The sequence below is a fragment of the Paraburkholderia largidicola genome (genome assembly GCF_013426895.1).
Lineage (GTDB): Bacteria > Pseudomonadota > Gammaproteobacteria > Burkholderiales > Burkholderiaceae > Paraburkholderia > Paraburkholderia largidicola.
On the sequence record NZ_AP023176.1, the window covers coordinates 1735133 to 1758136 of the forward strand.

Genomic DNA, 23004 nt, shown 5'->3' on the forward strand with positions numbered 1-23004 from the left:
AATCAGGCCCGCGCGACGGTCGACGAACGGCGACTCACGACGACGATCATCACGAGGCACAGCGTCAGCGCCGTCAGCATCGTGCTGATCGCGGCGATGGTCGGATCGATTTCGTCGCGCAACGTGACGAACATGCGCCGCGTCAGCGTCTGGTTCGAGCCGCCCGAAATGAACAGCGCGACGACCGTTTCATCGAGCGCCTGAATGAACACGAACACCGCGCCGGAGATCACGCTCGCCTTGATCTGCGGCAGCGTCACCGTCATGAAGCTGCGAAAGCGGTTCATGCCGAGGCTGCGCGCGACCATTTCCTGCGTGCGATCGAAAGTCCGCAAATCAGCGCCCACCGAGATCAGCACATACGGCAAGCCAAGCATCGTATCGGCGACGATCAACCCGGTGAGCGTGTTCACATACCCGGCCTGTGTGAACACGAAGAACACGCCCACCGCGACGATGATGATGGGGACCATCAACGGCAGCATCAGCAGCGTGCGCAGATAGCGCATCGACCAGTGCGAGCCATGCTGGATACCATACGCAGCCGCAATGCCGAGCGGCGTGGCGATCAGCGCGGCGCACACGGAGGCCGTCAGCGTCACGCGTGCCGCGTCGATCCACGCGGGGTTGTCGAAGAACGAGTGATACCAGCGCAGCGAATACGCCGGCGGCGGAAACGTCATGAAGCGCGTATCGGAGAACGACAGCGGCACGACGATTACCACGGGCAGCATCAGAAACACGAGGATCAGCACGACGCCCGCACCGAGCGTCAGCCTTCCGAATGAGAGCTTGTTCATTTTGCGCCCAGGGTCTTTTCGAGTGGAATCACGCGGCTCGCCGCATAGAAGATCGCGAACACGCAGACCAGCAACACGACGCTCACCGCACTCGCCGCGCCCCAACTGTTGTAGATCTCGACATTGCGGCTCACGACCATCGACACCATGATCGACTTGCCGCCGCCCATCAGCTCAGGCGTGATGTAAAAACCGAGGCACAGCACGAACACGAGCGTCACGCCCGCGACGACGCCGCTCATCGATAGCGGCAGGAACACGCGCCAGAACACATGCAACGGCGAGCCGCCAAGACTCGCGCCCGCTTGCGACAGGTTGCCGGGAATCTTCTGCATCGCGGAGTACAACGGCAGCACCATGAACGGCAACAGGATGTGCACCATCGCGACGATCGTGCCGAACTGGTTGTACGAAAGCTGCAACGGCCGGTCGATCAAACCCATCGACAGCAGCGCCTTGTTCACGAGCCCCGTGCGTTGCAGCAGCACGAGCCATGCGTACGTGCGCACGAGCACACTGGTCCAGAACGGCAGAATCACCATGCCGAGTATCAGCGCGCTCCATTTCGGCGGCACGGATGCGGCGAAATACGCCACGGGATAACCGAGCAGCAGCGTAATGCCTGTCACGATGATGCTCAGCTTGAACGTCATCAGAAACGTGTCGAGATACGTGCCCGTAAAAACGCGCCGATAGTTGACGAGGGTGAACGCGCCGTCGTGATAGATCGACTGCCACGAAAGCCACGCCAGCGGCACCACCAGCAACACCACGACGACGAGCAGCGCGGGCGCCATCAGCAGCAGCATCGCGCGGTCTTCGCGCTGCTGGTGACGTACCGACGGATCGATCGTAGTGGCCTGCATCACAGTCTGTTCCTGGAAAACGTGTTTGGCTGTCGTCATCATGCACCCACTGCGTCGAGAAACTGATACCACGCGGCGACGAGCCTGACGCCCGGCGCGCGCAGCGAATGAAACGGCACCGGCCGCAAGCCTTGCTGCGCCAGCAACGCCAGCTCGGGCTTCTCGCCGAGCGCCAGCGCAGCGGCATGCTGGCCGATCAGGCTCGCCATCGCGACACCTGCTCCGTTATACCCGAGACAGAATGTCGTGACGTCGTCGCTGCGGCCGACATGCGGCAACGCGTTGAATGTCATGCCCACATAGCCCGACCAGCCGTACTCGACACGCACGCCCGCAAGATCCGGAAAGAGCGCGACCATCGCGCGCTGCAACGCATCGAAGCCCGTGGCCTGCCCTTCCTTGCCGAACGCATCGCGGCCGCCGAACAGCATGCGGCCATCCACCTTGCGAAACCACTTCATCATGCGGCGCGTTTCGGTGTAGCTGCGCCCGTTGACCATCAGCTTCGCGTCGAGTTCCGGCGACAATCTTTCCGTCGCTATCATCGCGCTGCGAAACGGCACGAGTTCGCGCTGATACGAAGACGTGGCCTGCGTGAGATTCGAGTAGGCATTGGTCGCGACGATCACCTGCTTCGCGCGCACGCTACCGCCCGGCGCGCGCAGCATCACACCGTCCTGCACGCGCGTCATGTCGAGGATCGGCGTCGATTCGTAGATCGGTACGCCGCGCGCCGTCAGCGCACGCGCGATGCCGCATACGTATTCGAGCGGCAGGATCGTGCCTGCATCGGCGCTCAGCACGCCGCCGACAAAACCGTTCGAGCCTGTCTCATGCGTGATTTCCGCGCGCGACAGCACGCTCATCGAGCCGTCGCCGAGTTGCGTGCGAACCCAGTCGGCTTCCGCGCGAATCGACGCGAACGCGCGCTCGGTATGCGCGCAACGCAGGCTGCCCGTATGTTCGAAGCGCGCACGCTCGAGCTTGAATTCATCGACGAACTGCTCGACCACGCGCACGCCGTCATGTGCGAGCCGGTGCATACGCCTCGCGGTATCGAGATCGTACGCGCTCGCAATCGACGGAAACGACAGTCTGAATTTCGACGACACCACGCCGCCATTGCGTCCGCTCGCGCCCCAGCCGACGGGATTCGCGTCGAACACCGCGCAATCGACACCGCGCTTTTGCAACGCATACGCGGCGGCGAGACCCGAGTAACCCGCGCCGATGATCGCGACATCGACGATCAGATCGCGCGCGAGCGGCGCGCCCGTGCTGACGGACGCATCCGCGACGGGCGAGCGCGCCGCCATCGCCCGCCAGAGCGAGTCCGGCTGCGGCCGGTGCGGTGTCGTCGGCGCGAGCATGATCAGGCGGCGCGCGCTTCGGCTTCGACGGCATCCGCCAGCGCGGCGAGCGTCGCGAACTTGAACGTCGGTTCGGTGACGGCTTCGGGGACGGGTGTTGCGCCAAAACCCTTCAAACCCTGACGACGCTCGATCCAGCAGGTCGCGTAGCCGAGCTTCGTCGCGATGCCGATGTCGTGATACTGGCTTTGCGCGGTATGCAGGATTTCGCCGAACTTGTAGCCGAATGCCGCCTGGCGTCCGCGGTTGTACGCGAAGAACTGCGGATCGGGTTTCGCCACACCCGTTTCGTCGCAGCAGACCGTGTCGTCGAACGGATCGCCGAGTGTGTGCGCATACGCCGACAGCGCGACGCGGTCCGCGTTCGTCATCGCGACGAGGCGATAGTGCTTGCGCAGCCGCTTCAGCGCCGCGACGGAATCTTCGAATGCGGGCCAGTCGAGCACGTCGCGCTGGAACGCAGCGGCCGATTGCGCGTCATCGGGCAGGCCGAGTTCTTTCGCGACGTACAGATAGACGTTGGCCATTTCATGGCTCGAGCGGCCCGGATAGGTCGCGCGGCCGCGCATGTACGGCTCGAAGATTGCTTCGTCGGTCAGGTCTTTCGCTTTTGCGCCGCCCAGACGCCGTATCGAGGCGAGCACGCCCTTTTCGAAGTTGATCAGCGTGCCGACGACATCGAACGTCAGAACCTTGAAATCGGTGAGCTTCATTGCATCATCCTTTTGCAGTTTGCGTGAATCGCGTAAGAAGGCATGCCCGTGCACAGGCGGTGAGTGAATTCAGGCGGGCACGACGATCGTGTCCTGAGGATCGAGCGCGACCGTCATCTGCGCGCCCGGCGATGGAATGCGCCGGCGCGCTTCGTGGCTGCCGGGTTGTCGAAGGCTGATGGCCGTGCCGTCGGCGAGCGCGGCGAACACGCGCAGGCTCTCGCCCTGATACAGCACTTCGGTGACGCGGCACGACAGGCGATTTGCGTGCGCGACGCCCTGCCCATCCGCGGCGTCGATTACGAGCTTCTCCGTCTGCACCGCGAGCAGCAGTTTGTCGCCGCGTGGCAGCGGATGCGCGGTGCGCAACACGGCATCGCCGAGACGCACGGCGTCGTCGCCAGCGCGGCTGACGTTGAGCAGCGTCGCTTCGCCGATGAAGCTCGCGACGAACGCATCGCACGGGCGGTCATAGAGGCGTTCGGGTGTATCGATCTGCACGAGCTTGCCGTCCTTCAGCACGGCGACGCGGTCACTCATCGTCAGCGCTTCACGCTGGTCGTGCGTGACGTTGACGATGGTCGCGCCGAGCTTGCGATGCAGGCGGCGCAATTCGATCTGCATGGTTTCGCGCAGTTGCTTGTCGAGCGCGGAGAGCGGCTCGTCCATCAGGATCAGCTGCGGCTCGAACACCATCGCCCGCGCGAGCGCCACGCGCTGACGCTGGCCGCCCGACAACTGGCTGATGTTGCGCGACTCGTAGCCATTCAGTTCGACCATCGCGAGCGCGTCGGCGACCTTCTTCGCCCAGCCTGCTTTCGGCTCGCGGCGCGCACGCAGCGGAAAGGCGACGTTCTCGCCGACTGTCATATGAGGAAACAGCGCGTAGTTCTGGAACACGATGCCGATGTTGCGCTTGTGCGGCGGCGCAAATGTAATGTCGCGCTCACCGACCCAGACCGTACCGGAACTCGGCTGCACGAAGCCGCCGAGGATGCCGAGCAAGGTCGTCTTGCCCGACCCGGACGGCCCGAGCAGCGACACGAATTCACCCGGCGCGATATCGAGCGATACGTCGTCCAGCGCGACCACTGGACCATAACGCTTCGCTGCCGACCTGATCGATACTCCCGTTTTCGCTCGTGCGTCCATGGTGCCTGTCTCGCTGGAAAGGGGTGTGTTGAGAAAAATATAAGTCCCGTTCTTTTTGACGGCAATTCCCAAATTGTTGGATCGGGCATAACATCAGGTCATGCCCAACCTTCGCAAGAAACTACCGAGTGCGAATGCGCTGTTCGTGTTCGAAGCGGCCGCCCGCTGCGGCAACTTCACGCGCGCCGCGCAGGAGCTCTATGTGAGCCAGCCTGCCGTGAGCCGCATGCTCGCGCGCATGGAGGACCATATCGGCGTGCGCCTGTTCGAGCGGGTGCGCGGCGGTATCGAACTCACTGAAAGCGGCAAGATTCTGTATCGCGCGATCTCTGAGGGCTTCAATGGCGTAGAAAACGCAATCAGGGAAATCGAGGCCCGTGCGACGGGCGTCGAGTCGGTGACGTTGTCGGTTTCGACGGGTTTCACCACGCATTGGCTGATGCCGCGCATGAGCCGGCTGAATCAGGCTTTCCCTAATATCGATTTGCGGTTTCAGCTGATATCGGGGCGGATCGGCGGACCGCTGAATGACGTCGATCTCGGGATGCGGTTTTTGCACGATGGCGAGATCGATGAGCACGCGGTGCTCGTGATGCCTGAAACGCTTTTGCCTGTTTGCAATGAGCGGTATCGGGAGAATGCGTCAAGCGATGCGGGGCGCGCGCATGGGGATACGGTCATCGTCATGGATGACGAGGAGCGCGGCTGGCACGAGCGGTTCGGCGCGTTCGTCGGGCATGGGCGGCATGTCGCCGGGATGCTGAGCTTCAATGATTACGCGATTGTGGTGCAGGCAGCGCTGCTTGGGCAGGGGATCGCGCTTGGGTGGCTCAATGTCGTATCGCATTGGCTCGCGCAAGGAGCGCTTTTGCCTGCTGAGCAGGAAGTGATCGTGACGAATCGGCGATGCTGTCTGGTGCGGCCTGCTAACAAGCCTTTACGGCCTATCGTGGACGACGTCCGCGATTGGCTCATCGAAGAGACTCGCAATGATATGCGGATCATCGAGAAGAAGTACCCTCGGCTTGGGTTGCGGGAGGCTATGGGGCAGACGGGGTTGAAGTTCGCGTAGTCGCGCAAGACCTCTTGTGAAATACGGCCCTCACGACGTGTGACGTCGACAGAAGGCCAGGTCGTACACCCGACGACGTACCGCGAGCAGCAATGCGGCCTGCCGCGGCGTAGCGGCGCCGTCATACAACGCCTGCAGCAATCGTTCGTGTTCGGTGACCATCGTAGATCGCTCGCAGAATGATGGGGAAGATCAACATGCGACGCCGGCGCGCCCGCATCGGCATCCATCGGCGGCCCGCTTACAGGCGAAGCAGCCGCGCGGCATTCGTGCGGCCGATCTTGATGCGGTCATTCTCGCTGAGCAGCGCCTGATCGAACCATTCGCAGCCGGTCTGCATGCTTTCGTACGGATAGTCCACCGAGAACAGCACGCGATCCATGCCGATCTCGCTTATCGTGTCCAGCAGGCCTTTCGTGTGAAAGTGGCCGCTCGTCGTGACATAGAAATTGTCGCTGAAGTATTCGCCGACGCGCCGCTGCGCCTGACCGAGTCCTGCGCCATCGCGCTGCATGTGCAGCCGATGCTCGAGACGCGGCAGCATCAGCGGCAGCCCCTCGCCCAGGTGGCCGACGATAACCGTCAACGTCGGATAGCGATCGAACAATCCGCTGAGCATCAGACGTATCGCGTGGGTCGCGGTCTCGTGTGCGAAGCCCCATGCCGAGCCTACCAGCGACGCATAGCCTTCGTAAATCCGCTGCTGGCCAGGCAAGGGCTCGCGGGGATGCAGGTAGACGGGAACGTCGAGCGCGGCGGCGCGCTCCCAGAACTCCCAGACGGGCGCTTCGTCGAGATATTGCGCGCTGTCGGCATGGCCGATATTCGTGTAGCCGTTGACGAGTGCGCCCAGCATGCCCAGTTCAGTGACCGCCCGTTCGAGTTCGTCCGCCGCATCGCGCGGCGATTGCAGCGCAACGGTCGCGAACGCGCGCAAGCGCGTCGGATGCTTGCGCGTGAATCGCTCGGCGATCTCGTCGTTGGTGCGTTTCGCGAAGTCGACGGCTTTCGCGCGGTCGAGGATCGATTGCGCACCGGGCGACGTCAGCGACAGCACCGCGATGTCGATACCCCACCCGTCCATCTCGTCGATGCGCCCGTCCGGGTCGAGCAGGCGCGCATCGACGTCGTCCATGTAGGCCTTGCCGTTGCGGGCAGCCTCGCCGGAGGCATTCCACAGGCTATTGTTGAGGTCAGTGGTCAGATGCTCCTCGAGCACGATTTTGCCTTTCATTGCGCTTCTCCCGCGGTGAACGTGATGTGCTTGTATTCGATGAAGTCGTCGATCGCCGCCGCCCCGTTGAGCCGGCCCAACCCGGACTGCCGATAACCGCCTTCCTCGAACTCGTCGTAGACCTTCGCCCAGTCGTTGATCCACACCGTGCCGGCGTCCAGTTCCCGCGCCACGCGAAACGGGCGCTGCACGTCGCGCGTCCAGATCGCGGCGGCGAGTCCGTACTCGCTGTCGTTGGCGAGCGCGATAGCCTGCGCCTCGGTATCGAACATCTGCATCGTCATCACGGGGCCAAAGGTTTCCTGCTGCACGATGTCCAGCTTTGAATCGTCGACCTCCAGCAAGGTCGGACGATAGAAGGCGCCGCGCGCGAGCTTGCCGTCGGTGGCGGGGCCGCCGCGCAACACGACTCGCGCGCCCGCCGCGATCGCCCGCTCGACCGCGCCGTTGACGCGCTCGACGTTCGCCTTGTCGATGAGCGGCCCCATGTCGCTGGCAGGATCGGCGGCGGGCCCGACGCGTACTGCGCGAAGACGCGCAGCGAGACCGTCGCGCACCGTGTCCGCAATGCCGCGCTGAACCAGCAGCCGCGAACCCGTCATGCAGAACTGCCCGGCGAACACGGTCAGCGACTTCTCGATGATGGGCAGTGCGTCATCGAGCTTCGCATCGTCGAATACCAGATGAGGCGTCTTGCCGCCCAACTCCAGACCGAAGCGCTTCAACCGCTGCGCGCCCACGGCGGAGATCGCGCGGCCCGTGGCGGATGAGCCGGTGAAGCTGATGACGGGCACGTCCGGCGATGCAACGAGAAATCTGGACCCTGCCGAGCCCGACTCGCTGAACAGGTTGATCACGCCGCGCGGCAACGATCTCGCTTGCGAGAGCGCGTCGGCGATCAACGCGTTGGTCTGCGCCGTCTGGCCCGGCATCTTGATCGCGACCGTCGTCCCCGCCGCCAGCGCCGGTGCGAGCGAGCGCGCCAGCAGGACCACGGGAGAATTCCACGGCACGATGATGCCCGCGACGCCCATCGGTTCGCGCAGCACGAGGGAAACGACATCCCGGCGCGGCGTGCCGCTGCCCCCTCGTTCCGCGAGCGCGAGTGCGGCGTAGTAACGGAATTTCGACGGCACCATCTCGACCTCGAAGCGCGCTTCGGGCCGCGTTTTTCCGTTTTCGAGCGAGAGCAGGTCGATGATCGCCTCGGTCCGCTGCTCGAATGCGGCCGCGATTTCCTCGAGCACGCGTGCGCGCAGCGCGGCATCGCGCTTCCATGATTTCCCGTCGAACGCGCGCAGCGCTGCGGCAACGGCCGCGCGTGCTTCGGGTTCGCCGCCGTCGGCATAGCTGCCGATCACTGTGCCCGTCGCAGGATCGATGGAATCGCGATGAACGGCGGAATCCGTCCATTGCCCGTCGATCCAGTGTTTCGCCGGCGTGGTGCGCTTCATCATGGTCCTCACTTGAATGACGGGGAGATCGTGATGGCCCCGATCACGCAGGGCACTGCCGGCAGAGTAGAAGCGCAAGCCGTCCGGCAACAGTGCGCGGCAATCGAATCTGCGGTTCCGCTTTTTCGAACACGCGGGTCCTGGCCCCCGCATCCATGCATTCGCGCACGGCCCGAGCGCCGTACACGGTCGCGTTCGACTGGATCGAACCTCGGGTTCGACATCCGCGGCCTGTTCGAAGGCGTGCGACATGGCTACCGTGACTACCTGTAGAGGCCATGAACGGAGATCGTGATGGAACAGCACAGTGCCAGGCGTTACCGCGATTGATTTGCGCTGCTGATGAATCGTCAAAAGGAGAGGTCAATGAACGCAGATGAAAGAGCGATCAACGATGTATTGAGTCAATACGAGGCCGCGCTGAATGCGTCGGATGCCAATGCCGTCATGCGGCTATATGCCGGCGACGGCGTGTTCCTGCCGCAACACTTCCAGCCAGGCGTCGGCGCCGCGGAGATCAGGCGCACGTATGACAGCGTGTTCAGTGCGATCCAGTTGAGCGTGACGTTCGAGGTACAGGAAATTCTCCAGCTCTCGCCTTTCTGGGCGATAGCGCGGACCCGCTCGAACGGAACGGTAAAGGTACACGCCACTGGCGAGAGCAAAGAGGAAGCGAATCAGGAACTCTTCCTGTTCCAGAAGGTTGAGGGAACATGGAAGATTGCCCGTTACGCGTTTTCGACTACCAATCCAGCTACCGCGTGAGGTGCGCGATGGATGACGACTACGCGTGGATCGATCTGCCCGTGCGGCTGCTGATGGCGTCGCTGTTTCTGGAGTCGGGCATCGGCAAGCTCTTCAATAGCGCAGCCATGGAAACCTACATGCGCTCCTTCGGCGTTCCCGGCATTCTGCTATGGCCGGCGGCGGCATGGGAAATCGGCAGCAGCCTGCTGCTGGCGCTCGGCCTGGGTACCAGACGGATTGCTCCGCTGCTCGCCGGCTGGTGCCTTCTCACCGCAACCATCTTCCACACAAACTTCTCCGACCACGTCATGGTGATCATGTTCTTCAAGAACATGGTGATGGCGGGCGGCTTCCTCATGCTGGCGAAATACGGCGCAACGGGACTCAGCCTCGACGGCTGGATCGAGCAGAAGCGCGATCCGGACAGGGTTCGCGACGCGCGCTTCAGCGGCAGGTAGGCAACGGACAACACCTTACCGAAACGATACTCGCCGCCCGGCACGGAGTGGGTCGGCGGCGATGGGAGCACGCCATGTTCAACTTGCGAAACCTTTTGTCGGCCTGTTTCTGTCTCGCGCTGCTTGCATTCGGCATGACCGATGCAACAGCCGATCCGGGCGATGCGCCGGCGTTATCGACGACCACGCGCTGGATCGACGGCTGGAATGCGCATGATGCCGCCACGCTCGGGAACCTGATGACGCCCGACGTCGACTTCGTGCTCGTGAGCGGCATGCTGCTGCATGGACGGCAGGACTTTGTCCACTGGCATGCGCAACTGTTTGCCGGCAGGTATGCGAAGAGCGTGTTCAAGCAGGACGGCAAAGCCGATTTCAGCCTGATCCAGCCCGATGTTGCGCTGATTCACTGGCGCTGGTCGATCAGCGGCGTCGATAACCCCGATGGCAGTCCTGCCCCCGTATATCGCGGCATCTTCACATGGGTGCTCGTCAGGACGGACGGCAACTGGCTGATCCGGGCGGCGCAGAATACGATTGGCCAGTAAGGCACGAGGCGCTGTGCGCGAGTCGCCTACTTCACCATGTTCGCGTTTTGCAGAAACACGCTCGGCGTCATCCCGCAGAACCGCTTGAAGTGCCGTGCCAGATGGCTCTGATCAAAGAACCCGACTTCCGTGGCCACCACCGCCCCCGGCATGCCTGCCAGCAACAACGTCTGCGCACGGCGCACCCGCACACCGCAAAGATACCGGTAAGGCGAAAGCCCGACCTGCTGCCGGAACACAGTGGCAAACCGCGACACGCTGAGCGCCGACAACTCGGCCAGTTGCGCGAGGCTCACCGCCTTGTCGAAGTTCGTTTCGATGTAGGTCAGCGCATCCCGCAGCGCGACAGACGATGATTCAATGGCACTCATGGAGAAGCCTCGCTAGTAAGTGGCGCGCCCTGAACCGCCTCGCCCTGCTGAAACCGCCCAATCGAAAACGCATCCAGCGAAATCGGCGTGCTGCCCGTACCGATCAGTTCGGCCAGCGTTTCGCCGACACCCGGCCCGATCTGAAACCCCGATCCACAAAAACCGAATGCGTAGAAAAGACCATCGGTCGTAGAACTCGCCCCGATCACCGGCTCGGAATCCGGCAAATAACTTTCGACGCCGCTCCACACGCGTATCACATGCAAGGCCGCGAGCGCCGGCACGAGCCGACGAAACTGCGCCATCTGCTGTACCGTGTTCTCCGGCAACACCGAAGCGCGGCACGTCACGGCATCGGCGGGACCGGCAGGGCCGCCACCCAGCACGATATTGCCGCGCGGAATCTGCCGGAAATAGACGCTCTCTTCCTTGATCGACGTATACACACCCATCGACGATCCGAACACATACGGAACCGGCTCCGTCACCGCCATCTGCGGCCCGCGTGCGACGAGCGGCACCGGCTCGCCGAACTGCGTCGACAGCGCGTTCGCCCACGCGCCCGCGCAGATCAACACCTGTTCCGCGCGATAGACGTCGCCCGCCGCGCTCTCGACGCGAAATCCACCCGCTTCCTTCTCGACACGCACGATCTCCGTGTTCTCGACGATGCGCGCGCCCAGGCGTGCCGCCGCACGGCCAAAAGCAGGCGAAGCAAGCCGCGGATTCGCATGCCCATCGCGCGGCGAAATGGACGCCGCCAATACTTCGCGCCCCAGAAACGGATAGCGCCGGAACATCGCCGCGCCATCCAGCACTTCGAGATCGAGACCGTACGCGCGCGCCTCGGCGGCGTAGCGATGAAAATACTCGGCATCGTGCGCGTGATAGCAGACCCGCGTATGCCCGGACGGTAGAAATTCCACGTCTTCGCCAAGCAGTTCCTTCGAACGATGCCACGTTTCGAGCGCGCGATTGGACATCGCGAGTTGCGTCAGCGCGCGGCCCTGGCGGCGCACGCCGCCGAAGTTGACACCGCTCGCCTGCTGCCCTGTCAAACCGCGCTCGAGCAGAATCACCGAACGCTGTCTGCGCCGCAGAAAAAACGCCGTCGACGTCCCGACGATCCCGCCGCCGATCACGATCACATCGGCACGATCACTCATTCGCTGAACTCCTGTGCGCGTGTGTTGGCTTCCTCTGGATCACGCTGAGCCGCGCACGTCGATTCCAGCGCCATCGGCAGCGGCTTGACGGGCGCCTGCCCGCGCAATCTTCCGACGGCTTCGAGCGGCACGCGCGCTTCGGCTGCAATCACTTCCGCGCCTGCATGCGCACAGAAACGTCCCTGGCAACGGCCCATGCCGACGCGCGAGAACGCCTTCGCACGGTTCGCTTCCTGCGCGCCCATGTCCCGCACGACACGCCGCAATTCGCCCGCTGTGATTGCTTCACAGCGGCACACGATGGTGTCGTCAGGTAGCGTCGCCGCAAAACGTGCGGGCCACGGAAACGCTGCCCGCAAGCCCGCCGCAAAACGCGTATAGCGCGCGAGTTCGGCGCGCAATCCTTCAGCGCCTTCACGCTCGATGCCCGCGTCGCGCAATGCGGCCAACGCGGCCAGCCGTCCCGCGCGCTCGGCGGCATCGGCGCCGCGCACGCGCGCGCCGTCGCCTGCCAGATAAACGCCCGCGACGCTGCTGCGACCATCCGCATCGATATACGGGAGCCACGTTTGCGTCGCATCGTCGAAACGGAATTCGCAACCCGCCAGATCGGCAAGCTGCGTCTCGGCGCGCAAGTGGTAGCCGAGCGCGACGGCGTCGCACTTCACGTCGAGCGTCGCGCCGTTGGCGAGCTTCACGCGCACGCCCGTCACGCCATGCTCAGGCGAGCCGTCGATCGCAACGGGCGTCACGCCGCGATGCACCGGTACACGCGCATGGCGCAGCACGTTCATCAATGCCACGCCCTTGCGCAGCGCCGTGGGTATCGCGAGCAGTTGCGGCAACGCGCGCACCCGCTGCGCGAATGTCGATGTATCGAGCACGGCGCTCACCGTCGCGCCCGCCTTCACGTATTGCGCGGCCACCAGATACAGCAGCGGCCCCGTGCCCATCACGACGGTCCGCGCGCCCACCGCGCAGCCCTGCGATTTCAACGCGACCTGCGCGCCGCCAAGGCTGAACGCGCCCGCATGGTGCCAGCCCGGCACGGGCATCAGCCGGTCCGTCGCGCCGCTGCAAATGATCAGCGAATCGAATGCGAGTTCATCATGACGCGTACCGCTGACGACATGCACGGCCTTCGGCCCGATATTCCACACCAACGTGTCGGGCAGATAGTCGATCTGCGAGCGCAGCGCATCGAAGTCGCGATGCAGCGACGCGGCGCGCGCCGCCTCAGTCCCATACAACGTAGCGTACGAACGCGAGAAACCGTCCGGCTGACGCCGATAAATCTGCCCGCCGTCACGCCGTCCTTCATCGATCACCAAAGGACGCAGCCCCGCTTCGACGAGCGCCTGCGCGGCGCGCACGCCCGCCGGCCCCGCGCCGATCACGATCACCTTCGGCTGCTTCACGTCCCGATGCGCGGCCATACGCCCTCCCCGGCAAGCGCGATGCGCGTGACGATCGACATGCCCGGCGCAGCGGGCGTCGTGCAGGCACGCACGCGCTCGCCTTGCGCTGTCCACACCCAGCAGTCCTGACACGCGCCCATCAGACAGAAACCCGCGCGGCGGCCGACGCCGAATTCGGAATCGCGCAGCGTGTCTTGTGCCGTCAGCAGCGCGACCATCAGCGTGTCGCCTTCAGCCGCCTGCGTGACGATGCCGTCGACGGTGATGTCGAAGGTCTTGCGCCCCGTCTCCGCCACTCTCACGAAGCGTGCGTTCATGCCGCCACCGTATCGGCCGTCTGCATGCGGGTCAGATCGGCAGCCGAGTGATGGCAGCGAATCTCCGCGCCCGATGGCAGCCTCTTCATCGACGGCGGCGTGACATTGCACTTGCCGTCGATACGCGCCGTACACCGCGCGCGGAAACTGCACAGTTCGTGCGAATCCGAAGCGGGCCCCATGGCGGGCAATGCGCCCGCTGTGAGCGCGCGCCGCGAGTCGAGCCAGCCCGGCCGCAGCGCAGGCACGGAATCGATCAGCAGCCCCGTGTACGGGTGATACGGCGGCGCCGACAACGCATCGCGCTGGCCCGCTTCGACGCACTGCCCCGCATACAGCACGATCACTTCGTCGCAGATCGCGCGCACGGTCGAAATGTCGTGGCTGATGAACATGTACGACACACCCAGTTCGCGCCGCAATTCGCCCAGCAGATCGAGGATCGCCGCCCCGACCACGGTATCGAGCGCGGACGTCACTTCGTCGCAGAGAATCAGCGCCGGGTTCGCGGCGAGCGCGCGCGCCAGATTCACGCGCTGTTTCTGTCCGCCCGACAATCCGCCCGGCTGACGCTTCGCCACCGATGCGGGCAGCTTCACGAGATCGAGCAGTTCGAGCATGCGCTTCTGCGCCGCAGCGCCGCGCAGACCGTGATAGAAGTTCATCGGCCGCGCGAGAATGTCGGCGATCGTGCGGCTCGGATTGAGCGCCGTGTCCGCGTTCTGGAACACGATCTGCACGCGCCGGTATTGATCGAGGGTGCGTTCGGAGAGCTTCGCGGGCAGCGGCTTGCCATCCAGCAACACCTCGCCGCGCGCGCGATCCACCAGTCCCGCCACCACACGCGCGAGCGTCGTCTTGCCCGAGCCCGACTCGCCGATCACGCCAAGCGTGCTGCCGCGCGCGATCTTCAGGCTCACGTCGTCGAGCACGCGCACGGCCGGCACGCCGTTCGAGTCGATCCGTCCATAGCCCGCGCTCAGATTGCGGATTTCGAGCAGCGGCGGCGGATCGCTCGCGATGCTCGACACAAGCTCGGGCTCCGGACGCATCGTCGCCGCGAGCAGCTGGCGCGTGTAGGCATCGACGGGCGCATCGAGCACTTGCGCCGTCGCGCCGTTCTCGCGCACCGTCCCGCCGTTCAACACGACGATGCGGTCCGCCATCTGCGCGACCACGGCCAGATCGTGCGACACATAGACGGCCGTGGTGCCGAGTTCGCGCACCACGCGCTTGAACGCGGCGAGCACTTCGATCTGCGTGGTGACGTCGAGCGCCGTGGTCGGTTCGTCGAACACGACGACGGCAGGATCGGTAATCAGCGCCATGGCGGCCATCAAGCGCTGCAATTGCCCGCCCGACACCTGATGCGGATAGCGTGCACCGATCGTCTCCGGTGCGGGCAGCGCGAGCGCGCGGAACAGATCGACGGCCTTCGTGCGCGCGGCGGCGGGCGTCATCAGCTTGTGCAGCAGCGCGGGTTCCGTCACCTGATCCATGATCGTGCGCGCCGGATTGAAGCCCGCCGATGCGCTCTGCGCGACATACGCCACCGTGCGTGAGCGCAACGCGCGCCGCCCTTTCTCGTCGAGCGACAGCACATCCACGCCGCCGATCTTCACCGAGCCGCCCGCAATCGAGCATCCGCCGCGCGCGTGACCGAGCAGCGACAGCGCAATCGTCGTCTTGCCCGATCCCGACTCGCCAATCAGCGCGAGCACTTCGCCTTTCTTTACGGTGAAGTCGACGCCCTTCACGATTTCGACGACAGGGTCGGGGGCCGCGCCCGCGACCACGCGCAGGCCTTTCACTTCGATCATGTTCATTGGGCGCCTCCGTGAGCACGCGCGCCATGACGGCGCAGGCTGTCGATCAGCAGATTCACGCCGACCGTCAACGTCGCAATCGCGACAGCGGGCATCAGCACGGCGGGCGCGCCTTCCGAGAGACCACCGATGTTTTCGCGCACCAGCGAGCCCCAGTCGGCGTTCGGCGGCTGCACGCCGAGGCCGAGAAAGCTCAGGCCGCTCAGCAACAGCACGATGAACACGAAGCGCAAGCCGAAGTCCGCAAGCATCGGATGAATCATGTTGGGCAGCACTTCGACGCGCGCGATATAGAACAGCCCTTCGCCGCGCGCCTTCGCGACCTGCACGTATTCGAGCGTCATCAGATTGACGGCGAGCGAGCGCGAGATGCGAAACGCACCCGGAATGTAGGCGAGCGCGGCGACCATGATGAGCATCGGCACCGACGATCCGAACGCGGCGATCACGACGAGCGCGAGCACCTTGCTCGGAATCGAAATCAGCGCGTCGAACAGACGGCTCAGCGTTTCATCGACCCAGCGTCCGGACACGGCCGCGACGAGGCCGAAGAACGTGCCGATGCAACTCGCCAGCAACGTCGCGGCGAGCGCCAGTCCGACCGTGTATTGCGTGCCGTACAGCACGCGGCTCAGCATGTCGCGGCCCAGGTAATCGGTGCCGAGCGGATGCGCGGCGCTATACAGGCCGAAGATTTCCGTCGACGTCACCGCGCCGCCCTTGTACGGCGCAACGAGCGGACCGAAGAACGCGACGCACAGCCAGAACACGACGATCGCCAGTCCGATCAGGCCGAGCACGGAAGAGCGCTTCACGAAGCGGCGCAGCGGCCCGCACGTGGCAACCTGGGTTTCAACGGGCGTTTCCTGCACGGCGTCGGCGCACAGCTTGCCGTCTTCGTCGGGCGTCGCGTACAGCACGGTCGTTGCATGAGGTGTGGCGGGTCGGTTCATCGTTGACGCAGCCTCGGGTTGGAGATGATTTGACACAGATCGGCGATCAGCACCAGCGCGAGATACGCCGCGCAGAACACCATCACGCAGCCCTGCACGAGCGGCATGTCGCGATTCGTCACGGCATCGACCATCAGGCTTGCGAGACCCGGATAGTTGAAGATCGACTCGACGATCACCACGCCGCCGAACAGATACGACAGGCTCAACGCAACCGCATTGGCGATCGGGCCGATCGTGTTGGGCAACACGTGGCGCAACACGATGCGCATCGGCGACGCGCCCTTGAGCAACGCCATCTCGACATATGAAGCATTCAACTGATCGAGCACGGCAGCACGCGTCATGCGCGCCATCTGCGCGACGATCACGCAGCACAGCGTCATCACGGGCATTGCATAGATGCGCAGTAGCGCGCCGAACGACGTCACCTCGGACAGGTAGGACAGCGCCGGCAGCCAGCGCAGCTTCACCGCGAAAATCAGCACGGCGATGGTCGCGATCAGGAACTCGGGCACGGCTACAGTCGACAGCGTCAGCACGTTGAGCGCGCGGTCGAGCAGCGAGCCGCGATACATCGCCGACAGAATGCCGATGAAAAGCGCGACGGGCACGGACACCAGCGTCGTCAATCCCGCCAGCACCAGCGAATTGGGCAGGCGCGTAGCAATCAGCTCGCTGACGGGCAGGTTATTCGACAGCGACGTGCCGAAGTTGCCGTTCACCACATGCATGAGCCATTGAAAGTAACGCTGCAGCGCGGGCTGATCGAGGCCGAACTGATGGCGCAGGGCCGCGACCTGTTCGGGTGTCGCTGCCTGACCGAGCGCCTGTTGCGCCGCGTCGCCAGGCAACAGGCCCGTGATCGCGAATACGATCGCCGACACCAGCAGCAGCGTGAGCAGCGCGAGACCGAGGCGCGCGGCGATGAGTCGTTGCGCGTGGGCTTTCATCGGATATCGCCTCCTTCGTTGAAACCGCGCGCCGCCTGTCAGCGGCGCGCGCAGTGGCAAGGCATGCTCACGCTTCGAGCCAGACGTTCTCCGCGAACATGAAGCCCATCAGGCCCGCGAGCGGAATCGAGCCGAGGCCCTTGAGCTTCGACGAGTGCGCGTCGAGCGAACTCTGGAACATCGGAATGCCGATGCCGCCGTCATCGTGCACGAGCTGCTGCATGTCGCCGTAGATCTGCTTGCGCTTCGCGTCGTCCGGCTCGCCGCGCGCGGCGACCAGCATCTGATCGAACTTGGGGTTCTTCCAGTTCGCTTCGTTCCATGGCGCATCCGACTTGAAGAACTGCGTGAACAGCACGTCGGCGCTCGGGCGGGCGTTGATGTTGCCGTAGCCGAGCGGGTGCTTCATCCAGTGGTTCGACCAGTAGCCATCGGACGGCACGCGCACCACCTGCAGGTTCAGGCCCGCTTGCGGCGCGACCTGTTGCAGCAGCATCGCCATCTCGACGGAACCTTCGGCTGCTGGCGACGCGTAGAGCTGCACGGGCGCGCTGCCGAGCTTGGCCTTCTGGAAGTAGAACTTCGCCTTCTCCGGATCGAACGCGCGTTGCGGCAGGCCCTTCAGGTAGTACTTGTTGGTCGGGTCGATCGGCTGGTCGTTGCCGATCGATCCATAGCCGAGAAACACCGCGCGGCGAATCTGCTCGCGATCCATCAGGTGCGTCAGGCCACGGCGGAAATCCGCGGTGCCCGTGATGCCGCCTTCGTCGCGCATGATCAGGTCCGTGTACTGGCCGGTCTTCGTTTCGAGCACCGAGAAGCCGGGCGTGCCCTTGATGCGCGCCGTCGAACGCGGGCTGACGGCGTTGATCAGTTGCACGTCGCCGGACAACAGCGCGTTCACACGTGCGGATTCGTCGCCGATGCCGATCAGTTCCACTTCGTCGAGATGCGGCATGCCGGACTTCCAGTACTTCTCGTTGCGCACGCCGACCGTGCGCACGCCCGGCGCGAACTCCTTGAGTTTGAACGGCCCGGTGCCGACGGCCGTCTTGAAGTCGGTCGTGCCGTCCTTGACGATCAGGAAATGCGACGTCGCGAGAATCACGGGCAGGTCCGCGTTCGCGCCTTCGAGTGTGATCGTCACTTCGTTCGGGCCGGTCGCCTTCGCGTCCTTGATCTGATCGGCGAGCGTCTTCGCTTTCGATGCAACGGCCGGGTCCTTGTGACGCATCAGCGAATAGATCACGTCGTTCGGCGTCAGCGACTTGCCGTCGTGAAACTGCACGCCGCTGCGCAGCTTGACGACCCACACGGTCGCGTCCTTCGTGTCCAGCGACTCCGCCAGCGCCATCTTCGCGCCGAGGTGCGGGTCGAGTTCCGTCAGGCCGTTGTAGAACATGTTGGCGCGCACATAGTCGGTGCCGAGCGCGCCCTTGGCGGGATCGAGCGTATCCGCCGATGACGACGATTGCGTCGCCACGCGAATCTTGCCGCCCTGCTTCGGCTTGCCTTGCTGCTGCGCGAATGCGCCGCTGCTGGACGCGAGCAGGCCTGCGCCCGTCAGCGACATCAGTCCGCCCGCCGCCATCGCGCGCAGGACCTCGCGCCGCGATGCGCCGCGCCGCGTCAACTCTTCGAGCCGGATGCCGGCGTGGGCGACTGCTTCAGGCGATTTATCGATGCTCATGAAACTCTCCGCGTGAGATGGCTTGTGGGAAATCAATCGGCAGCTTCGGGCTGTCTGTGTGCGTGACGTCAGCAAGCAACGTCAATAGAAAACGTCTTTGATCTGGTAGTACGCGCCGACCAGCGGCAAGAACCACGGCTTGCCCGTATGTCCCGGAATCGCGGGCCAGTCGAAATCGCGCCACGGGTTCGCCGCCGCATTGCCGCCGATCACATCCGCCATCACCTGGCCCATGTGCGTCGACATCTGCGTGCCGTGGCCGCTGTAGCCCATCGAAAAGTACAGGCCGTCGTGTTGCCCCGCGCGCGGCAGACGGTCCGCTGTGATATCGACGAGTCCGCCCCAGCAGTAATCGATGCGCGCGTTGGAGAGACCCGGAAACGTCGCCGCGAGATTCGCTTGCAGGATGCGGCCGCTCTTTGCATCGGACGGCTGCTCGGAGGCGGTGAAGCGCGCGCGTCCGCCGAACAGCAAACGTGAATCGGGCGTGACGCGGAAATAGTTGTGCATCAGGCGGCTCGTCGTGTACGAGCGGCGCTGCGGCAGCAGGCGTGAAAGGTGTTCCGCGGGCAGCGGTTCCGTCACGACGATGAACGAGCCGACGGGTGCGAGCCTGCGTCGATACCACCCAAACGGCCCATGCCGCGAAGGCCCCGTCGCGATCAGCACCTGCTGCGCGCGCAACGTGCCGCGCGACGAATCGATGCGATACGCGCCGCGATCCTTCGCGATCGACGTGACGGTTGCGTGTTCGAATAGCCGCGCGCCGTTGCGTGCTGCCGCGTTCGCGAGGCCAACCGCGAATTTGCCCATGTGCATCTGGCCGCCGCGCTTCTGCAGCAGGCCGCCGAAAAAACTGTCCGAGTCGACTTCGCTGCGAATCCTGTCACGCGCGATGATCTCGACGTGCGGATCGACTTCACGCTGGATCAATTCGGCTGTCTGTTCGAGATGCGCGAGATGGTGCGGCTTCGCGGCGAGCTTCAGCTTGCCCGACGCGAGATAGTCGCAATCGATCTGCTCCTCGCGGATCAACCGTTCGACCGTATCGACGGCGGCCGCATACGCACGATAACAACCCTGCGCGCGCTCGATACCGAGTTGCGCGCGCAGTGCCGCGTAGTCCTGCGCGACGCCCGTGTTGCACTGGCCGCCATTGCGTCCCGACGCGCCGCCGCCGATGCGTCCGGCGTCGAGCACCGCCACCGACGCGCCGCGTTTGCCGAGCGCCAACGCAGCGGACAGCCCGGTGAACCCGCCACCGATCACGGCGACGTCGACATGGCCTTCGACGGGCCCCTCGCTCACCTGAATGCCGGTGGGCGCGGTGTCGAGCCAGTAGGAGTCGAGTTTCATCGGGTGCCTTTGCGCGGATGCGTGGATCAGAGGCCGAGCTTCGACGCGAGGTCGCCGATCGTGTCGACTTCGTAGTACTCGTAGTACGGCGTGCTGGGCTCGTGGCCGCGCTTGACGAAGGCCTTGTGCTTGATACCCATGTCGTGGGCCGTCATCAGGTCGTAGCGCAGGCTCGACGACACATGCAGCACGTCTTGCGGATTGCAGTTCAACTGGTCGAACATGTATTCGAAGCCCTGCATGCGCGGCTTGTACGACTGCGCCTGCTGCGCGGTGAACACACGATGGAACGGCGCACCGAGCTTGTCGACGTTGCTCTGGATCTGGTCGTTCGAAGCATTCGACAGGATCACGAGCTTGTACTTCTTCGCCAGACGCGACAGACCTTCCGGCACGTCCGGATGCGGGCCCCACGTCGGCACGGCGAGGTAGAACTTTTCGGCTTCCGCTTCATTGAACTCGATGTTCATGCGCTTGCACGCGCGGCGCACCGAGTTCACGATCACATCGCGATACGGCTTCCATGCGCCGAGCACTTCATCGCGGCGATAGCCCGCGAAGAACGCGACGAATTGCTCCAGTTCCGCGCCGTGCAGGCGGTCGGCGTACATCTCGCGCGCCATGTCGGCCATACGGAATTTCGTCAGCGTGCCGTAGCAGTCGAATGTGATGTACTTCGGCTCGAAATCGATCATGGTGTCAGTCCTATCGTGTTGTGAACCCATACGGAGTTCAGTGGCGAATACAGGAAACGCATCCCTGTGGAAAATTTAAACAGTGCAAAAACTTCGGTTGTCGTTGATTCGAGTGGCTCCGACGATACAAACCACGCGTTTTGAGGGGCGTCGGCAGCAGACTATGCGGCGGCTTTTCCGGCGTTGTCGCAGCGTAGGTAGTTGCCCTGATTCGTCAGGTGCGAACGTCGATCAGCACGCTCTTGAAACGCAGATTCGCTTCGTACGCCTGCCGCCCGAGATCCTTGCCCAGACCCGAGCGCTTGTAGCCACCCGTCGGGATCATGAAATCGCTGGTGCGGCCGTAACGGTTGACCCATACCGTGCCCGCCTCGATGCCGCGCACCATGCGCAGCGCGCGGCCGAGATCCGCTGTATGCACGCCCGCCGCGAGGCCGTAGTCGGGATGCGCGGCGAGCTCGAGCGCTTCGTCTTCTGTGTCGAAGGTTTGTAAGGTCAGCACGGGCCCGAAGATTTCCTCGCGCACGGCTTCCGTTTGCGGTGTGACATGGGTGAGCAGCGTCGGCGTGTAGAAGGCGCCCGGCGTGGCTGCATCCGCGCGTTGGCCGCCGCAACGCAGGGTGGCGCCGCTCGCGACGCTGCGCTCCACGATCGCTTCGATGCGCGCCGCTTGCGGCCCGGAAATGATCGGAGGCAGCGTCGTGCCCGGCGTCCAGGTTGCGCCCGGCTTCAGTTCGCGGAAGATGCGCTGGATGCGCCCGGCCAGTTCGTCCGCGATCGACCGCTCGACCAGCAGCCGCGAGCCCGCGACGCATACCTGTCCCGCGTTGGTCGTGATCGCGCCGGCAATGCGGCGCGCGACATCGTCGATACGCGGTGCGTCGGCGAATACGATCTGCGGACTCTTGCCGCCCAGTTCGAGCGTGACTGGCTTCGTGCCCGTTTCGGCGCACGCGGCCATGATCGCCGCGCCCGTGCGCGTCGAGCCGGTGAACGTCACCTTCGCGATGCGCGGATGACGCACGAGTGCGTCGCCCGTCGTGCGTCCGTCGCCTTGCACAACGTTGAAGATGCCGGGCGGGACGCCTGCTTCGACCGCGAGTTCGGCTAGCCGCAGCACGGAAAAGGGCGTCATCTCCGAGGGTTTCAGCACGACCGCGTTGCCCGCCGCCAGTGCGGGCGCGATCTTCCACGACGCCATCACGAGCGGAAAATTCCACGGCGCGATGGCGGCGATCACGCCGTACGGTTCGGCGATCGTCATGCCGAGATGGTCGTGATCGGTCGCGACCACGTCGCCGCCGATCTTGTCGGCAAACTCCGCGTAGAAGCGGATGCCTTCCGCGGTGAACGGCACGTCCCAGTTGAACGCATCGCGAATGGGCCGCGTCGAGCCAAGTGCTTCGAGCGGCGCGAGCATTTGCGCGTCCGCGGCGACGAGCTCGGCGAACCGCCGCAGCACCCGCGCACGTTCGCGCGGTGCGATGCGTGCCCAGCCGCTCGTCCGCCAAGCCGTCCAGGCGTTCTGCACGGCGCGGTCGATCATGGCCGCGTCGGCGATGGGCACCGATGCGTAGACCACGCCGTCGGATGGGCGTGCTACGTCGATTCGCGGGCCATGTTCATCGACATATGATCCGCCGATGAAATGTCCACTGCGCACGTCGATCGTCGTGGGATCGAAACGGTCCATTTGCGTGAGTCCTCGATTGCCTTCGATGCTGGAAATCGTAGGCTCACGGACGCGGCATATTGCACCGACAAAAAAGTGCCCACAGCACAATTGACGCGTTATCGTTGCCCGAACCCCGCGTTTTGCGTTGCATCATCTACCGCGCGTTTGCG

General features: G+C 64.3%; 23 protein-coding genes. 4 read left to right on the forward strand and 19 right to left on the reverse strand.

Annotated elements, in window-relative coordinates:
- Positions 1-2: 2 nt before the first annotated feature.
- The 5 genes from PPGU16_RS36535 to PPGU16_RS36555 all read right to left on the reverse strand — a co-directional run bounded on the left by PPGU16_RS36535 (position 3) and on the right by PPGU16_RS36555 (position 4901).
- Complete coding sequence (locus tag PPGU16_RS36535; RefSeq protein ID WP_180725691.1) at positions 3-800, reverse strand: ABC transporter permease; 798 nt, start codon at positions 798-800, stop codon at positions 3-5.
- The gene (locus PPGU16_RS36540; protein ID WP_243460681.1) at positions 797-1666 is read right to left on the reverse strand and encodes an ABC transporter permease; all 870 of its coding nucleotides are present in this window, start codon (positions 1664-1666) and stop codon (positions 797-799) included. The genes PPGU16_RS36535 and PPGU16_RS36540 overlap by 4 nt, the downstream gene beginning before the upstream one ends.
- 38 nt (positions 1667-1704) lie before the next feature.
- The gene (locus PPGU16_RS36545; protein WP_180725693.1) at positions 1705-3036 is read right to left on the reverse strand and encodes an NAD(P)/FAD-dependent oxidoreductase; all 1332 of its coding nucleotides are present in this window, start codon (positions 3034-3036) and stop codon (positions 1705-1707) included.
- Positions 3037-3038: 2 nt separating this feature from the next.
- Positions 3039-3749: an HAD-IA family hydrolase gene (locus PPGU16_RS36550; RefSeq protein ID WP_035995617.1), complete on the reverse strand. Its 711-nt coding sequence runs from the start codon at positions 3747-3749 to the stop codon at positions 3039-3041.
- A gap of 69 nt (positions 3750-3818) precedes the next feature.
- Complete coding sequence (locus tag PPGU16_RS36555) at positions 3819-4901, reverse strand: ABC transporter ATP-binding protein (RefSeq protein ID WP_180725694.1); 1083 nt, start codon at positions 4899-4901, stop codon at positions 3819-3821.
- Between the two features lie 100 nt (positions 4902-5001).
- On the opposite strand from PPGU16_RS36555, the gene PPGU16_RS36560 reads away from it, so the two are divergent.
- The gene (locus PPGU16_RS36560; RefSeq protein ID WP_180725695.1) at positions 5002-5973 is read left to right on the forward strand and encodes a LysR family transcriptional regulator; all 972 of its coding nucleotides are present in this window, start codon (positions 5002-5004) and stop codon (positions 5971-5973) included.
- A gap of 30 nt (positions 5974-6003) precedes the next feature.
- Here the strand turns inward: PPGU16_RS36560 and PPGU16_RS43150 are convergent, their stop codons facing one another.
- The 3 genes from PPGU16_RS43150 to PPGU16_RS36570 all read right to left on the reverse strand — a co-directional run bounded on the left by PPGU16_RS43150 (position 6004) and on the right by PPGU16_RS36570 (position 8661).
- The gene (locus PPGU16_RS43150) at positions 6004-6135 is read right to left on the reverse strand and encodes a hypothetical protein (RefSeq protein WP_274599994.1); all 132 of its coding nucleotides are present in this window, start codon (positions 6133-6135) and stop codon (positions 6004-6006) included.
- 79 nt (positions 6136-6214) lie between these two features.
- Entirely contained in the window at positions 6215-7207 is a 993-nt protein-coding gene (locus PPGU16_RS36565) for an amidohydrolase family protein (RefSeq protein WP_180725696.1), read from the reverse strand.
- A complete protein-coding gene (locus PPGU16_RS36570) occupies positions 7204-8661 on the reverse strand; it encodes an aldehyde dehydrogenase family protein (protein WP_180727197.1) in 1458 nt (485 codons plus the stop codon). The genes PPGU16_RS36565 and PPGU16_RS36570 overlap by 4 nt, the downstream gene beginning before the upstream one ends.
- A gap of 366 nt (positions 8662-9027) precedes the next feature.
- Here PPGU16_RS36570 and PPGU16_RS36575 point away from each other — a divergent pair, with 366 nt between their 5' ends.
- From PPGU16_RS36575 to PPGU16_RS36585, 3 genes are all read left to right on the forward strand, one after another.
- On the forward strand, positions 9028-9426 hold the full coding sequence (locus tag PPGU16_RS36575; RefSeq protein WP_180725697.1) for a YybH family protein: 399 nt from the start codon (positions 9028-9030) through the stop codon (positions 9424-9426).
- An 8-nt stretch (positions 9427-9434) separates the two neighbouring features.
- Positions 9435-9866: a DoxX family protein gene (locus PPGU16_RS36580; RefSeq protein ID WP_180725698.1), complete on the forward strand. Its 432-nt coding sequence runs from the start codon at positions 9435-9437 to the stop codon at positions 9864-9866.
- 74 nt (positions 9867-9940) lie between these two features.
- Positions 9941-10414, forward strand: a complete 474-nt coding sequence (locus PPGU16_RS36585) for an SgcJ/EcaC family oxidoreductase (RefSeq protein ID WP_180725699.1) — start codon at positions 9941-9943, stop codon at positions 10412-10414.
- A 26-nt stretch (positions 10415-10440) separates the two neighbouring features.
- On the opposite strand, the gene PPGU16_RS36590 is transcribed toward PPGU16_RS36585, so the two are convergent.
- From PPGU16_RS36590 to PPGU16_RS36640, 11 genes are all read right to left on the reverse strand, one after another.
- Entirely contained in the window at positions 10441-10785 is a 345-nt protein-coding gene (locus tag PPGU16_RS36590; RefSeq protein WP_180725700.1) for a helix-turn-helix domain-containing protein, read from the reverse strand.
- Positions 10782-11951: an NAD(P)/FAD-dependent oxidoreductase gene (locus PPGU16_RS36595; RefSeq protein ID WP_180725701.1), complete on the reverse strand. Its 1170-nt coding sequence runs from the start codon at positions 11949-11951 to the stop codon at positions 10782-10784. The genes PPGU16_RS36590 and PPGU16_RS36595 overlap by 4 nt, the downstream gene beginning before the upstream one ends.
- The gene (locus PPGU16_RS36600) at positions 11948-13387 is read right to left on the reverse strand and encodes an FAD/NAD(P)-dependent oxidoreductase (RefSeq protein WP_180725702.1); all 1440 of its coding nucleotides are present in this window, start codon (positions 13385-13387) and stop codon (positions 11948-11950) included. The genes PPGU16_RS36595 and PPGU16_RS36600 overlap by 4 nt, the downstream gene beginning before the upstream one ends.
- On the reverse strand, positions 13366-13686 hold the full coding sequence (locus tag PPGU16_RS36605; RefSeq protein WP_180725703.1) for a (2Fe-2S)-binding protein: 321 nt from the start codon (positions 13684-13686) through the stop codon (positions 13366-13368). Before PPGU16_RS36605 ends, PPGU16_RS36600 begins: the two co-directional genes overlap by 22 nt.
- On the reverse strand, positions 13683-15512 hold the full coding sequence (locus PPGU16_RS36610; RefSeq protein WP_180725704.1) for an ABC transporter ATP-binding protein: 1830 nt from the start codon (positions 15510-15512) through the stop codon (positions 13683-13685). The genes PPGU16_RS36605 and PPGU16_RS36610 overlap by 4 nt, the downstream gene beginning before the upstream one ends.
- Positions 15509-16465 (reverse strand): ABC transporter permease, encoded by a 957-nt coding sequence (locus tag PPGU16_RS36615; RefSeq protein ID WP_180725705.1) that lies wholly within the window; start codon positions 16463-16465, stop codon positions 15509-15511. Before PPGU16_RS36615 ends, PPGU16_RS36610 begins: the two co-directional genes overlap by 4 nt.
- A complete protein-coding gene (locus PPGU16_RS36620; RefSeq protein ID WP_180725706.1) occupies positions 16462-17418 on the reverse strand; it encodes an ABC transporter permease in 957 nt (318 codons plus the stop codon). Before PPGU16_RS36620 ends, PPGU16_RS36615 begins: the two co-directional genes overlap by 4 nt.
- A gap of 67 nt (positions 17419-17485) precedes the next feature.
- Positions 17486-19108, reverse strand: coding sequence for an ABC transporter substrate-binding protein (locus tag PPGU16_RS36625; protein ID WP_180725707.1), 1623 nt, complete (start codon positions 19106-19108; stop codon positions 17486-17488).
- Between the two features lie 81 nt (positions 19109-19189).
- Positions 19190-20464: an NAD(P)/FAD-dependent oxidoreductase gene (locus PPGU16_RS36630; protein ID WP_180725708.1), complete on the reverse strand. Its 1275-nt coding sequence runs from the start codon at positions 20462-20464 to the stop codon at positions 19190-19192.
- A gap of 26 nt (positions 20465-20490) precedes the next feature.
- Positions 20491-21159 carry a haloacid dehalogenase type II gene (locus PPGU16_RS36635; RefSeq protein ID WP_091790199.1) on the reverse strand — a complete coding sequence of 223 codons (669 nt, stop codon included), beginning with the start codon at positions 21157-21159 and terminating at the stop codon, positions 20491-20493.
- A gap of 214 nt (positions 21160-21373) precedes the next feature.
- Positions 21374-22852 (reverse strand): aldehyde dehydrogenase family protein, encoded by a 1479-nt coding sequence (locus PPGU16_RS36640; protein ID WP_180725709.1) that lies wholly within the window; start codon positions 22850-22852, stop codon positions 21374-21376.
- Between the last annotated feature and the right edge of the window lie 152 nt (positions 22853-23004).